The sequence below is a fragment of the Rugamonas apoptosis genome, from assembly GCF_014042355.1.
Lineage (GTDB): Bacteria > Pseudomonadota > Gammaproteobacteria > Burkholderiales > Burkholderiaceae_D > Rugamonas > Rugamonas apoptosis.
The window spans coordinates 101,777-114,968 of record NZ_JACEZU010000008.1 but is presented as its reverse complement, the minus strand read 5'-3'; the positions used below and the strand labels follow the sequence as shown (position 1 = coordinate 114,968).

At 66.4% G+C, this 13,192-nt stretch carries 11 protein-coding genes and 1 riboswitch; of the genes, 3 read left to right on the top strand and 8 right to left on the bottom strand.

The genetic code is table 11. The features are described from left to right. Positions 1-59: 59 nt before the first annotated feature. Together H3H39_RS16820 and smpB are read right to left on the bottom strand one after the other, a co-directional pair. Positions 60-2,447 (bottom strand): S53 family peptidase, encoded by a 2,388-nt coding sequence (locus tag H3H39_RS16820; protein WP_182154610.1) that lies wholly within the window; start codon positions 2,445-2,447, stop codon positions 60-62. A gap of 76 nt (positions 2,448-2,523) precedes the next feature. Continuing rightward, a riboswitch (cyclic di-GMP riboswitch) is annotated at positions 2,524-2,610 on the bottom strand. 176 nt (positions 2,611-2,786) lie between these two features. Next, positions 2,787-3,236 (bottom strand): SsrA-binding protein SmpB, encoded by a 450-nt coding sequence (smpB, locus tag H3H39_RS16815; RefSeq protein ID WP_182154608.1) that lies wholly within the window; start codon positions 3,234-3,236, stop codon positions 2,787-2,789. Positions 3,237-3,331: 95 nt separating this feature from the next. Here smpB and H3H39_RS16810 point away from each other — a divergent pair, with 95 nt between their 5' ends. Together H3H39_RS16810 and H3H39_RS16805 are read left to right on the top strand one after the other, a co-directional pair. Beyond that, a complete protein-coding gene (locus H3H39_RS16810) occupies positions 3,332-3,763 on the top strand; it encodes a type II toxin-antitoxin system RatA family toxin (RefSeq protein WP_182154606.1) in 432 nt (143 codons plus the stop codon). Next, on the top strand, positions 3,756-4,043 hold the full coding sequence (locus H3H39_RS16805; protein WP_182154604.1) for an RnfH family protein: 288 nt from the start codon (positions 3,756-3,758) through the stop codon (positions 4,041-4,043). The genes H3H39_RS16810 and H3H39_RS16805 overlap by 8 nt, the downstream gene beginning before the upstream one ends. A 9-nt stretch (positions 4,044-4,052) precedes the next feature. Here H3H39_RS16805 and H3H39_RS16800 read toward each other — a convergent pair whose 3' ends face one another. The 6 genes from H3H39_RS16800 to H3H39_RS16775 form a co-directional block, all read right to left on the bottom strand. Further along, the gene (locus H3H39_RS16800; protein WP_182154602.1) at positions 4,053-6,380 is read right to left on the bottom strand and encodes a beta-glucosidase; all 2,328 of its coding nucleotides are present in this window, start codon (positions 6,378-6,380) and stop codon (positions 4,053-4,055) included. A 105-nt stretch (positions 6,381-6,485) separates the two neighbouring features. Then, complete coding sequence (locus tag H3H39_RS16795) at positions 6,486-7,547, bottom strand: porin (protein ID WP_182154600.1); 1,062 nt, start codon at positions 7,545-7,547, stop codon at positions 6,486-6,488. A gap of 123 nt (positions 7,548-7,670) precedes the next feature. Then, entirely contained in the window at positions 7,671-8,999 is a 1,329-nt protein-coding gene (locus H3H39_RS16790) for an MFS transporter (RefSeq protein WP_182154599.1), read from the bottom strand. 31 nt (positions 9,000-9,030) lie between these two features. Continuing rightward, positions 9,031-9,552 (bottom strand): gluconokinase, encoded by a 522-nt coding sequence (locus H3H39_RS16785; RefSeq protein ID WP_229218104.1) that lies wholly within the window; start codon positions 9,550-9,552, stop codon positions 9,031-9,033. A gap of 302 nt (positions 9,553-9,854) precedes the next feature. Then, positions 9,855-10,883: an HTH-type transcriptional regulator GntR gene (gene gntR / locus H3H39_RS16780; RefSeq protein WP_182154597.1), complete on the bottom strand. Its 1,029-nt coding sequence runs from the start codon at positions 10,881-10,883 to the stop codon at positions 9,855-9,857. An 84-nt stretch (positions 10,884-10,967) separates the two neighbouring features. Continuing rightward, positions 10,968-11,477: a DUF4124 domain-containing protein gene (locus H3H39_RS16775; protein WP_182154595.1), complete on the bottom strand. Its 510-nt coding sequence runs from the start codon at positions 11,475-11,477 to the stop codon at positions 10,968-10,970. A 167-nt stretch (positions 11,478-11,644) separates the two neighbouring features. Here H3H39_RS16775 and guaB point away from each other — a divergent pair, with 167 nt between their 5' ends. Then, positions 11,645-13,108, top strand: a complete 1,464-nt coding sequence (gene guaB / locus H3H39_RS16770; RefSeq protein ID WP_182154593.1) for an IMP dehydrogenase — start codon at positions 11,645-11,647, stop codon at positions 13,106-13,108. The last annotated feature ends 84 nt before the right edge of the window (positions 13,109-13,192 follow it).

Below are 13,192 nucleotides of genomic sequence, written 5' to 3'. Positions count from 1 at the left end.
AGGGGCGGGGAAGGCGGGAGCGCGGCGCGGCGCGGTACAGCCGGTCGCGCCCCGCAGGCTTATTTGGCGTTGATGGTGATCGGCATGCTGGCCTGCACGCTATGGCCGGTCGAATCGCTGACCGTGATCTTCAAGGTATAGCTGCCCGTCACGGGGCTGGCCCAGTTGACGCCGATGTTGAGACCATTCGGGGTGAACATGATCCCCAGTGGCGCGTTGGAAATCGAGATCGATACGTAATTGCTGCCCGGCGCCGTGACGGTGATGGTGCCCGCCAACGGCATGCCCGCCACGCCCGACAGGGCCGGCGCATTGATGGTCAGGCTGCTGCCTGTGGTGGTCGTGCTGGTGCCGATGGTGATCTTGAACACGCCTTGCCCGCTCAGGCCCGTCTTGCTGTCCTTGGCCGTCACGGTCACGCTGTAGCTGCCGGCCACGGGAGCGGCCCAGCTCACCACGCCGCTGCCGCTGATGGCCATACCGGCCGGTGCACCGCTCAACGTATAGGTGACTGGATTGGCGTTGTTGACGGCGACCGTGAACGACAGCGCCGTGCCCACCTTGCCGCTGATGCTGGCGCCCGTGACGACGGGCGCGCTGGCGGCGGCGATGGTCACGGTGTAGGTGCCCAATCCTTTGAGGCCGGTCTTGCTGTCGATGGCCGTGACGGTGACGGCATAGGTGCCGGCCACCGGCGTGGCCCAGCTGACGACGCCGGTGGCGCTGATGGTCATGCCCGATGGCGCGCCGCCCAGCGTATAGGTGAGCGGGTTGGCGCCCGTGGCGGAGACGGTGAACGACAGCGCCGTGCCCACTTTGCCGCTGATGGCGGCGGAAACGACGGTGGGGGTGATGGCGGCGGCCGGCGCGCCGGACAAGGCGCTTAGCAGGCTGGCCGCGTTGGGCGTGCCCAGGCCGCTCAACTGGTCGTAGCCGCCCTTGGCGCTGCAGGTGGCGCAGCTGCCGTCGCTGCCGGCCAGGACATCGGCGAAGGCGCTGGCATAGGTGCCCGGCACGCTGGCGATCTGGCCGTACAGGACGGCGTGCGGCGCGCCCAGCGCCGGCTTGGCGCTCAGCGCGCGGGTGGCATTGGCCACCGCGATCAGGCCGGCCCACTGCGGCGTGGACAGGCTGGTGCCGCCGGCGCTGATCCAGCTTGGCGTGCTGGCGCCGGATGCGATGACGGCCACGTATTGGCCCGTTTTCGGATCGGCGTTGAACGAAACGTCGGCCACGCCGCGATGGGCCAGCGTGCCCAGGCCCGGTACGGCGCTGGTCTGGTAGCTGGGGGTGGCCGTGTAGGCGCTGATGCCGCCGCCGGTCTGGGTCCAGCCCACTTCGCTGCGATTGCCGCTACCGGTGTAGGTGAGCGAGGTGCCGCCCACCGCCACCACGTTGGGCGACACGGCGGGCCATTGCACGCTGGCGCCCGAGTCGCCGGTGGCGGCCAGGTAGGTCATGTTGGCGGCCGTGAAGGCGGCGTTGGCCGAAGCGGTCCAACTGCCTTCCGGCGTGCCGAAGCTCATCGACACCACGCCCGGACCCATGGCGTTGGCCAGCCTGACGGCGCCTTGCAGGTTGTCGACCGAGGCGCTGGCCGCTTCGATCAGGACGATGCGGGCCAGCGGCGCCGTGGCGTGCGCCCACTGGACGTCAAGCGAGATCTCGGTGGCCCAGCCGGCATCGTAGGCGGGCTGGGCGGCCGTCATGGCGCCGGTGGTGGTGCTGTAGACGATGGACAGCTCGCAGCTGTTGGCCGATGCGGCCGCCAGCGGCAGGACGGCGCTGGTGGCGATGCTCTTCTGGGGGCAGGCCGGCAGGCCGAATTTGGTGTTGAACGCAGCCAGTTCGGTGGCCGTGTTCGGATTGTGCATGGCGTCCACGATGTAGATGGTCTGGCCGGCGCCCAGTTGGGCCGCCAGCGCCGCCGTCAGGGCGGTGCCCGAGGGCGGCAGGACGGGCAAGCCGTACGCGGCCCGGATCTGGGCTGGCGTGTAGGTGGTCACGCTGCCGCTGGTGGCCATGGGCGCCAGCGTGCTGTCCTGCGCCTGGCTGGGCGCATATTCCAGTTGGCCCAGCGACAGCCGGCGCGTGGACAGGCGGCGCGCGGACGGCGGCAGCAGCATGGAGCGCGGGTGGCGGCGGGCGGAGGCGGCATAGCCGTCGGTGTCGGTATCGTCCGGCGCGTCGAGCAGCACGGGCGCGATGTGGTAGGCCGGTTGCACCATCAGGTTGGCCGCCGCTTCCGGCAGCGTGGGATTGTCGAGCGCCAGGGTGGTGGTGGAGGTGGCCACCAGGGCCGCCACTTGCGGGCCGGCCGGCGCGCTGGCCTGGTCCGGCGTGGTGCCGCCACATGCGCTCAGCAGCGCCGCGAGGGCGGCCGGCAGCAGCAGGCTCGAACGGGCCGCCGGCGCGGCGTGGGCGAAATGCGGATGGCGAGGCTTCATGGCGGTGGCGCTTCCCTGTGTGCGAAGACCACGCTATGACAACGTTGGCAACCATGCACGGCATGGGCGGCTTGACGTTGGCAACCCCGCTACCTTGGCGCTGGCGCGCTGTAGGCCGGTGGTTTTGCGTCCCCACCTTTCAATGGGTTTGCCTTCGGCGAAAATTGAACGATACCGGTCCGGGAACCGGTGATTGCGTCTCGATTGTACCAGCAAGAACCACCGAGAAGTTGCGGCTGGTCATTAAATTTCTCTATGGCATGAAGCTGATCATGCTGCCGGAAACAACAAACCCGGCGCGGGGCCGGGTCTGGCGTGGCAGCGTGGGGACGGGCAGGGTCAGCGGCGGTGCTGCTTCATGGCCGACGCCACTTCGCGCTTGCCGTCGCGGTCCTTCTCGGCGGCGCGCTTGTCGTGCATCTTCTTACCCTTGGCCAGGCCGATCTCGCATTTCACGCGGCCGCCCTTGTAGTGCAGGTTGAGCGGCACCAGCGTGTAGCCGGCCCGTTCCACCTTGCCGATCAACTTATCCATCTCCTGGCGGTGCAGCAGCAGCTTGCGGGTGCGTACGGCTTCCGGGTGGATGTGGGTGGAGGCGGTGGGCAGGGCGCTGATGTGGGCGCCGAACAGGAACAGCTCGTCGCCCTTGATGGTGACGTAGGCTTCCTTGATCTGCACCCGCGCGTCGCGGATCGCTTTCACTTCCCAGCCTTCCAGCACGATGCCCGCTTCGTAGCGGTCCTCGATGAAGTAGTCGTGAAAGGCTTTTCTGTTATCGGCTATGGTCATGGCGTGGTAATTACTAAAAACGGGCGCGGGTCGGTTAAACTACGGTTACGCGCCAAAAACGCGAATAATTCAACATCATAGCAAACGGTAACGCAATGGCAGTAGTTCATAAGACAGTTTTCCTCGGCTACAGCGCCCAACAGATGTTCGACCTGGTGGCGGCGATCGAGGATTATCCCAAGTTTCTGCCGTGGTGCGGGGCTGTTGAAATCAAGGAGCGCAGCGAGGAAACGGTGGTGGCCAGCCTGGCTATCCATTATCGCGGCGTGCGTCAAAGCTTCACCACCTCGAACGTCAACACGCCGCCCAGTACGATCAAGATGCGGCTGGTGGACGGACCTTTCAAGGCCCTGGACGGGGTGTGGAATTTCAAGCCGCTGCGCGACGATGCCTGCAAGGTGGAATTGGACCTGCACTACGAATTTTCCAGCGCCATCCTGGAGCAGTTGATCGGCCCCGTGTTCGGGGTGATCGCCAACAGCATGGTCGACAGTTTCTGCAAGCGGGCGGAGACGGTGTATGGCTGACCAGATACGCATCCAGGTGTGCTACGCCTTGCCGGAGCAGCAGTTCCTGCGCGAGCTGACTGTGGACGCCGGCACCACCGTGGAGCAGGCGATCGCGCTCAGCGGCCTGCGACAGGCCATGCCCGATATCGACCTCGCCGCCCTGCAGGTCGGCATCTACAGCAAGAAGAAAACGCTGGACACGGTGCTGCGCGAGCACGACCGGGTGGAACTCTACCGCCCGCTGATCGCCGATCCCAAGCACGCGCGGCGCCGCCGCAAACCCAAACCGGAAGCCTGAATCGGGCGGTCAATGGCAGGATCCGTCCCGGCAACCTGCCAAATCGGGGAATCCGCCGTGCGTAGATAGACCTCGTTGAGGTGCTTGGCGCGAGGCCGGAACTGACCCCGCCGCCGGTGCTGCCGCCAGGTGGATGCTGGTGCGGAGCGCCGGTGCGGCCGACGAGTCACCGACGCTGATCTCATATAGGCCTTCCGCGATGCGCCAGGTCTTGCTGGCGCTGTCAAACATGGCCAGCAGGCGGGGATCGATGTGGATGCGGGCCATGCCGCCGGCACCCGGTTCCAGCGCCAGTTTGTCCCAGCCGCCCAGCCGGCGCGGCGCTTCCCAGCCGCCGGCGGTGGGCGACACATAGACCTGGGCCACGGCCTTGCCGGCCCGTTGCCCAGTATTGCGCACATTGACGCTCACCACGATGGTCCCGTCCCGCGCCTCCGCCGCCAGTTGGCTGAATTCAAAGCTGGTGTAGGACAGGCCGTGGCCAAAGGCGAATAACGGCGCCTGCCCTTTCAGCTCGAACCATTTGTAGCCGACCGCCGCACCCTCGATGTTGTAGTCGGTGTCCACCCGCGCGCCCTGGCGCATGGGATCAGCGTCGATGGCGATGCGCGGCAATTGCGTCTCGGCGGCGGGAAAGGTGGCGGGCAAGTGGCCGGACGGATTGACCGCGCCGCTCAGCACGCGCGCGATGGCCTCGCCGCCCCGTGTGCCGGGATACCAGGCTTCCAGCACGGCGTCGACGTCGGCCAGCCAGGGCATCAGGACCGGTCCGCCCGTCTCCAGCACTACCACGGTGCGCCGGTTGGCGCGGGCCAGCGCGGCGATCAGCGCATCCTGTTCTCCGGGCAGGTTCAGGGACGGCCGGTCCAGGCTTTCGGCCGTCCACTGGGTGGCGAAGACGATCACGGCGTCGCTGCGCGCGGCAAGGCTGGCGGCGGCCTTGGCGTCCTTGCCATCGAGGTAGCGCAGCCTGGTCTTGGTCAGCCTGGCCAGTTCCCGCAACGGCGAGGAACGGTGATAGACCATCGGCCCTGGAAAACCGGCCGGCCCCTCATTGGGTACGGCCGATCCGCCGGGCGGATATACCTGCGATGAGCCGCCGCCCGACAGCACGCCCGCATCCGCGTGGCCGCCGATGACGGCGATGGTACGCAGCCGTGGCGACAGCGGCAGCAGTCCGCCGCGGTTCTTGAGCAGCACGATGGCTTCCTCGGCGTCGGCCCGGCTCACGGCGCCGTTGGCGTGCAAGTCGATGGCACGCTCCGGCTCCACCCGCACCGGATGGTCCACCACACCGTGCGCGAACATGGCACCCACGACCCGTTCGGCCATGTCGTCCAGCCGTGCGGCGGGCACATGGCCGTTGACGATGGCTTCCTTGAGGCCCGCGTTGAAGTAGGGCGCCACGTCGAACGGGTGGCCCGATTGCTGGTCCAGCCCATTGCGGGCGGCGGGGATGGTGGAATGGGTGGCGCCCCAGTCCGACATGACGTAGCCGGGGTAGGCCCAGTCGCCCTTGAGTACCTGGTTCAACAGGTAGTCGCTCTCGCAGGCGTAATCGCCGTTGACACGGTTGTAGGAACACATGACGGCGCCCGGATTGCCCCGTTCGATGGCCAGTTGCAGCGCCAGCAGGTCCGACATGCGGGCCGCCGCGTCGGCGATGCGCACGTTGATGGTGGCGCGGTCCGTCTCCTGATCGTTGAACGCAAAATGCTTGACCGTCGAGATCACATGGCTCGATTGCACGCCTCGTACCAGTTCGCCCACCATCACGCCGGCCAGCAGCGGGTCCTCGCCCGCGTATTCGAAATTGCGGCCGTTGCGCGGGTCGCGCAGCAGGTTCACGCCGCCCGCCAGCAGCACGTTGAAGCCGGACAGGCGCGCCTCGCGCCCGATCATGGCGCCGCCCGCGTAGGCCAGCGCCGGATTCCAGGTGGCCGCCGTGGCCAGGCCGGAGGGCAGCGCCGTGCGCGCATAAGGCTGCCGGGCGCCGGACTGGGTGGCCACGCCGATGCCGGCGTCGCTCTGCCACTGCGGCGGCAGGCCCAGACGGGCGATGCCCGGCACATAGCCGGCCGAATAGGGCCGGCCCCGCGGTGGCCGGCGATATTGCCGGGATTGGAGATCGGTGGAAAAGTAGCCGAACACGGTCTGGATTTTTTCGTCCAGGGTCATGGCTTGCACCAGCTGCGTCGCCCGCAGCGTGGCGGGTTGGCTGGCGTCCCGCCAAGGCTGGGGCTGGGGGTGATCGCCGGCCGCGCGGGCCGGTTGATGCGACAGCGCGCACTGCAGCGCGAGCGGCAGTGCGCACGACCAAAACCGATATCGCTTCATGGGTGGCTCCCGGTCCTGTTTCTTACGCTGGATTGGTAGCGCTATCTTTGCAGGATCAGTTTAACCACTTGTGTGGATTTGTAAAGAAATATCGGCCGTGGTCCATCAGAAGCGGTGCCGCAAGCCCACCGTGAACTGCTTGTTGCCCATGCCTGGCTCCTCGCTATTGCCTTCGGTGTAGGCCGCGCCGTTGTGGTTGCGGATCAGTGCGTACGAGGTGTACATGTCGGTACGCTTGGACAGCGCGTACATATAGGCCAGCGCATACTGCTGCGCGTCCTGGTTGAACGCCGTGCGGTCATCCTTGCGGATGTAGGTCGCCACCACCGTGCTCACGCCGAACGGCGCCGACACGCCCAGCAGCAGGTCGCGGCTGTCGGTGGAGGCGGTGGGCGCCGCGCCGCCGAAGGTGGCGGCCGCATTGTTGAGCGAGGCGCTGTTCAAGCCCTTGTCCACGCCGTAGCCGAAATAGACCTTGGCCGGGCCGAAGTCGTAATTGGCGCCCAGCAGGGTGTTGCGGGCCGCGTCCAGGTTCTTCACCAGCGCGGTGTTGTTGTCGCGGTGATGGTAGGCCAGGCGCACGTTGAGCGGGCCGTCGCTGTAGCCGAAGGAGCCGCCCAGCGCGCGCCCGGCCGCGTTATCGCCGGCCACTTCGCCGGCCGCATACATGGCGTCGCCGCTGAAGCCGTTCAGGGCCGGGCTGCGGTACAGCACCGAGTTATTGGCGCGGAAGCCGGTCGACGCCATCAGGTTGTTGGAGCGCGCGATCCCGTTGCGCAGCGGGTCGACGATGGTGTTGAGGGTGGTGAACAGCGGCGTGTCCTGCAGGCCGGCCGAGATGGCGCCGAAGTTGCCGCGCAAGCCCACTGCCGTGTTGCGGCCGAACAGGGTGTTGTTCTGGGTGGAGCTGCCCGTGTCGGCGTGAATGCCGCCTTCGATCACGAAGAAGGCCGACAGCCCGCCGCCCAGGTCTTCATTGCCGCGAAAGCCCCAGCGGCTTTGGGTGGCCATGCCGCTGGTGACGCGGGTGGACGTACCGGCGATGCCGCCCCGGTCTTGCGATATGCCCAGGTCCATCACGCCGTAGAAGGTGACGTTGCTGTCGGCCAGCGCGGTGCCGGACAAGGTGAGGGCGAGCGCGGTCAGCGCGGGAATGCGAATGTTCATATGGTGTCTCCAGAGTTGTTATGGATGCCGCGCGCGCATCTGGTGCGCGGGCGGGCGGGTGGCTTGCCTGCCCCACGCGGGGCAGGCGCTTACATGGCGTGGAAGTGGGCTTCCTTGCCGGTGTCAGTGGACCGGTACGGCCGCTGGCGCGGCGGCCGGTTCCGGATCGGGAATCGGCTCGATCTTCCCGAGCACGAACACGAAGGACACAATCCCCACCACCAGGATCACACCGGCCACCATGAACGCGTTGGCGAACGAGTTGGTGGCGCCGACGATGATGCCGGTGACGATAGGAGCGGCCGCGCCCATCAGGTTATTGGCGAAGTTCATGATGCCGCCGATGGTGCCGGCGCCGCCTTTTGGGGCGATCAGCGATGGCAGCGACCAGCCCACCGGCGCGGCCGAAGCCAGGCCGCCCAGCGCGATCGAAATCCACACGATGGCCCACACGGGGTCGGTGGTCTGGGTGGCGCCGAACACGGCCAGGCCGAGCAGCATGCCGACGATCAGCACACCCTTGCGTACCAGCGATTCATCCTTGCCGCGCGAGATCAGGTGGTCGATCAGCCAGCCGCCCACGAACAGGTCGGTGGCGGTGGCCACGGCCCAGGGGATGGCGGCGAAACCGGCCGATTTCAATATGCTCATGTGCATGGTCTGCACCAGGTAGCCGGGCAGCCAGGTGAGGAACAGGTAGAACGAGTAGCCGTAGGCGGCGAAGCCGATGGTCAGGCCCCATACTTTCGATTTGCCCAGCAGGTAGCCCAGCATGTTGAGCGCGCCCGCGTTGGACGGACCTTCCGGTGCGGCGCCGCCGTTCTGGATGTACTGCAGTTCCTGTTTGGACAGCTTGCTGTCGGCGCTGGGATCGCGGTACAGCATATAGAAGGCGATGAAGTAGCTGAAGCTGAGCACGGCCGTCAAGCCGAAGCCCCAGCGCCAGCCGAAGGTGACGACGGTGACGGCGATCAGCGGCACGCCGATCACGTTGGAGAACTTGGCGGCGGCGTCGAAGATGGCGGTGGCCATGCCCCGTTCATTGCGGGGGAACCAGTAGCCGGTGGCCTTGGAGCTGACCGGGAAGGCTGGCGCTTCGGCGATGCCGAGCAGGATGCGGGCCGCGAAGATGCCGGCGAAGCCGCTGGAAAACGCGGTGATGGTGGACGCCACGCCCCACAGGAAAGCGCCCCAGCGGCCCACGCGGGTGGGGCCGAAGCGGTCCAGCACCATGCCGACCGGGATCTGCAGCAGCGAGTAGGACCAGGCGAAGGCGCTGAACAGCAGGCCCAGTTCGACGGCCGACAGGTTGAACATGTCCTTGATCTGGGGCGCGGCGACGGACAGGCCGATGCGGTCGATGTAGTTGATCAGCACGCCCATGCCGAGCAGGGCGCCGATACCCCAGCGGCGCTTGGGTATTTTCTGGTGGGGTTGGTAAGTGGCGTTCATATTGTCTCCGGTTGTGATGGTGGGCGCGCCGTTATGCGCGTGCGCCCTGGTTTTCCAGGATGGTGTCGACCAGTTGTTGGGGCGGCTGGTTCAGGTCCAGCTGCACGCCCGCTTCGTCCGGCTGCAGCGGCTCCAGGTCGCGCAGCTGGCTGTCGAGCAGGGAGGGCGGCATGTAGTGGTCCACGCGCGCCGCCATGCGTGCGGCGATCACGCCGCGCGGCCCGGACAGGTGGGCGAAGCGCAGCGCGGGATTGCCGGCGCGGAGCAGGTCGCGGTAGCGCCGCTTGAGCGCGGAGCACGACAGCACCAGGCCGCGGCCTTGTGCGGTCGCTTGCCGGATCCGCTCCTGCAGCGTGTGCAGCCAGCCGGCGCGGTCGTCGTCGGTCAGTGGAATGCCGGCCGCCATCTTGGCGACGTTGGCGGCGGAGTGGAAGCTGTCGCCTTCGAGGAAGGGCAGGTCCAGCGCCGTCGCCAGCCGTTGCCCGATCTCGCTCTTGCCGCAGCCGCTGACGCCCATGACGACCCAGCATACTGGTAGGTTGGTATGGCTCATATGGTTGGTGTGCTTGCTTGGTTCTTGGGGTTTTGTTTCAATAAAATGTTAGCGCTAACATTGGAATGGAAGTCTAGCCTATGGCGCTGATTTGTAAAGCTGAATCGATGCTGCGGCGCAGCAAGCGGGGCTGACCGGGTGGCTGACCGTGTTCACGCCGCAGGCGGCGCAAGAGTGAAACCGGGTCGAAATGGGCTAGACGCCGGTTGTGGCGTCTGGACAACGGTGGGGCGTTTGAACAGCGGTGTGTTTGAGCGGTGCGGTGTGTGAGTTGTAGGCCGTTTGAACGGTGCCGCGTTGGCTCAAGCGCTTTCGCGCGCCATCAGCGTGAAGCCCAGGTCGAGGTGGGGCGTGGCGGGCGCTTCGCCCCGGATCACGCTGCGCAGCAAGGTCGCCGCCTCGTGGCCGATGCGGTAGCGGGGCGTGCCGACCGTGGTCACGGAAGGATTCATCCAGGCCGACGCGGGTAAATCGTTGAAGCCGCAGATGGCCAGTTGCCGGGGCACGGCGATACCGCGCCGCTGGCATTGGTAGATGGCGCCGTGGGCCAGGTCGTCGTTGCAGCAGAAGATGGCGTCGCAGTCGGGCGATTGCGCCAGCATGCGGCCCAGCAGCTCCGCGCCCAGCGCGATGGTGGACGGATCGGGCACCATCAGTTCCAGCTTCGGATCGGCCAGTTCCGCCTCGCGCATGGCCTGGCGATAGCCGTCGGCCCGCTTCAGCGTGCGCTCGTCCAATTGCGCGCCGATGAAGCCTATCCGTTTGTGGCCCTTGTCGATCAGGTAGCGCGTCATTGCGTGGCCGGCCTGGAACTGGGAAAAGCCCACCGTCAATTGGGCGGGGTCGTCGGACAAGTCCATCATCGACACGATGGGCACGCGCGAGGCGGCCAGCATGCGCTCCACCCGTGGGCTGTGGCTGAGGCCGGACAGCAGGATGCCGTCCGGGTTCGATTGCAGGTAGATGCCGAGCAGCTTTTCCTCCTCGGCGTCGGAATAGCGGGTGTTACCGATCAGGATCTGGTAATCGTCCGCGTCCAGCGCATCCTGGATGCCGGCCAGCACGGCCGTGAACACGGCGTTCGACAGCGACGGCACCAGCACCACGATCACCTTGGAGTGCGCCGAGGCCAGCGCCCGCGCGGCGCGGTTGGGCACATAACCGAGTTCCTCCACGGCTTGCTGGACCCGCTCGCGCAGCGCCGCCGACACCATGTCCGGCTGGCTGATGGCGCGCGAGGCCGTCATGCTGGCCACGCCGGCCCGTTCGGCCACGGCCGCCAGCGTGACGCGGCCGCTGGCGCGGCTTTTGGGGGAAACTGTCTTGCTCATCCGTGTCTATCGGTCAATATTGATCGCGCTATCTTACGGCAGGCGGGACCGGGACGGGGAAGTTTTGGCGATGCGGCCAGCCGTTCAGTGGCAGTTGCCCAGCGCCTGCTGGGTCTTTTTCGCCAGCTCGGCCCGTTCCGCATCGCCCATGACAACGCGCTGGCCATCCTTGTCGTAAGTGGTCATGCGCATGCCCTCGTCCAGCGCGCGCTGGTTGTTGCGGGCCGACTCGCAATTGGACTGCTCGGCCGCCTTGCGCTTGCCTTCCTCGGCGCTCTTTTGGGCCGCCTGGGCCGCCTCCGCCTTGCGCTTGTTGTAGTCGGCGTTGCGCTCGCTCAGCGTGGGCGGCGCCTTGGCCTTGGGTTCGCCCGCGTCGGCCGCCTGCTCGTCCGGCGCGGGCGCGTTCGGGTTGAACAGCGGCTTGCCGGGGGCCTTCAGGATATTTTTTTCCGGGATGTGGGGCGGCGGCGGCCGGTCGGACAATTGTTTGACGCCTTTTTCGTCTATCCACAGGTATTGCGCCAGCGCCTGGGTCGAGATGGCCAGCAGCGCGGCGGCCAGCGCCACGCGCAACGGGGAGGGCAGGTGTTTCATGGTGAAGCTTTCCAGGGCAGGGCGAAGGCGCCGCTGGAGGAGATTTCGCCATGATTTACGGCAACTGTCAATCGAACGGCAAAAGGTGTGACGGATTTTTTTCCGAGGCGCAAGGACGGCGTAGGCAAAATTCTGTATAATCTGCTTTTGCGCCAATAGGAAATGCTATGCGTCTACTTCAAAAAGCACTCACATTCGATGACGTGCTGCTCGTCCCAGCGTACTCGAACGTCCTGCCTGCCGATACGTCCCTCAAAACCCGCCTGACCCGCAACATCAGCCTGAACATCCCGCTGCTGTCGGCTGCGATGGATACCGTGACCGAAGCCCGTCTGGCCATCGCCATGGCACAAGAGGGTGGCATCGGTATCATCCACAAGAATTTGAAGCCGAAGGACCAGGCCCGCGAAGTGGCGCGCGTCAAGCGTTTCGAAGCCGGCGTGCTGCGCGACCCGATCACCATCCCGCCCGAGATGAAGATCCGCGACGTCATCAAGCTGACCGAACAGTATGGCATTTCCGGTTTTCCTGTCGTGTCCGGCAAGGAAGTGGTGGGCATCATCACCAACCGCGACCTGCGCTTTGAACAGGAACTGGACGCCGAAGCGCGCGCCAAGATGACGCCGCGCGAAAAGCTGGTCTACGTCAAGGAAGACGCCGACACGGCCGAAGCCAAGCGCCTGATGAACAAGCACCGCCTGGAGCGCGTGCTGGTGGTGAACGACGCCTTCGAACTGAAGGGCCTGATCACCGTCAAGGACATCCAGAAGTCGACCGAGCACCCGCTGGCATCGAAAGATTCCCAGGGCAAGCTGCTGGTGGGCGCCGCCGTTGGCGTGGGCGCCAAGGATGAAGAGCGCATCGAGCTGCTGGTCGCGGCCGGCGTGGACGTGCTGGTGGTCGACACCGCCCACGGCCACTCGCAAGGCATCCTGGACCGCGTGAAATGGATCAAGACCCGCTTCCCGCATGTGGACGTGATTGGCGGTAACATCGCCACCGCCGCCGCCGCCAAGGCGCTGGTGGAATACGGCGCGGACGCCGTCAAGGTCGGCATCGGCCCTGGCTCGATCTGCACCACCCGTATCGTGGCTGGCGTGGGCGTGCCCCAGATCACCGCCATCTCCAACGTGGCTGAAGCGCTGGAAGGCACGGGCGTGCCTTGCATCGCCGACGGCGGCATCCGCTTCTCGGGCGACATCTCCAAGGCCCTGGCGGCCGGCGCGTCGACCGTGATGATGGGTTCCATGTTCGCCGGTACGGAAGAAGCGCCGGGCGAAGTGATCCTGTACCAGGGCCGCAGCTACAAGTCCTACCGCGGCATGGGTTCGCTGGGCGCGATGTCGGACGGCTCGGCCGACCGCTACTTCCAGGACGCGGCCATGAAGCAGGACAAGTTCGTCCCAGAAGGCATCGAAGGCCGCGTGGCCTACAAGGGCAGCGTACTGGCCATCATCTTCCAGCTGGTGGGCGGCGTGCGCCAGTCGATGGGCTACTGCGGTTGCTCCACCATCGAAGAACTGCGCAATAAAGCCGAATTCGTCGAGATCACCTCGGCCGGCATGCGCGAATCGCACGTACACGACGTGCAAATCACCAAGGAAGCGCCGAACTACCGTTCCGGCGACTAAGCCTTGCGACGCCGGCGGCTAGTTGCCGCCGGCGTTTTCATTACACGGCCCGCCGTTGTGCAGAGGCCGCCCAGCTGCACCGAT

Excerpts from the sequence above, each read along its gene's own strand:
- H3H39_RS16820 (WP_182154610.1), bottom strand. The coding sequence starts at position 2,447 with ATGAAGCCTCGCCATCCGCATTTCGCCCACGCCGCGCCGGCGGCCCGT.
- smpB (WP_182154608.1), bottom strand. The coding sequence starts at position 3,236 with ATGACCATAGCCGATAACAGAAAAGCCTTTCACGACTACTTCATCGAG.
- H3H39_RS16810 (WP_182154606.1), top strand. The coding sequence starts at position 3,332 with ATGGCAGTAGTTCATAAGACAGTTTTCCTCGGCTACAGCGCCCAACAG.
- H3H39_RS16805 (WP_182154604.1), top strand. The coding sequence starts at position 3,756 with ATGGCTGACCAGATACGCATCCAGGTGTGCTACGCCTTGCCGGAGCAG.
- H3H39_RS16800 (WP_182154602.1), bottom strand. The coding sequence starts at position 6,380 with ATGAAGCGATATCGGTTTTGGTCGTGCGCACTGCCGCTCGCGCTGCAG.
- H3H39_RS16795 (WP_182154600.1), bottom strand. The coding sequence starts at position 7,547 with ATGAACATTCGCATTCCCGCGCTGACCGCGCTCGCCCTCACCTTGTCC.
- H3H39_RS16790 (WP_182154599.1), bottom strand. The coding sequence starts at position 8,999 with ATGAACGCCACTTACCAACCCCACCAGAAAATACCCAAGCGCCGCTGG.
- H3H39_RS16785 (WP_229218104.1), bottom strand. The coding sequence starts at position 9,552 with ATGAGCCATACCAACCTACCAGTATGCTGGGTCGTCATGGGCGTCAGC.
- gntR (WP_182154597.1), bottom strand. The coding sequence starts at position 10,883 with ATGAGCAAGACAGTTTCCCCCAAAAGCCGCGCCAGCGGCCGCGTCACG.
- H3H39_RS16775 (WP_182154595.1), bottom strand. The coding sequence starts at position 11,477 with ATGAAACACCTGCCCTCCCCGTTGCGCGTGGCGCTGGCCGCCGCGCTG.
- guaB (WP_182154593.1), top strand. The coding sequence starts at position 11,645 with ATGCGTCTACTTCAAAAAGCACTCACATTCGATGACGTGCTGCTCGTC.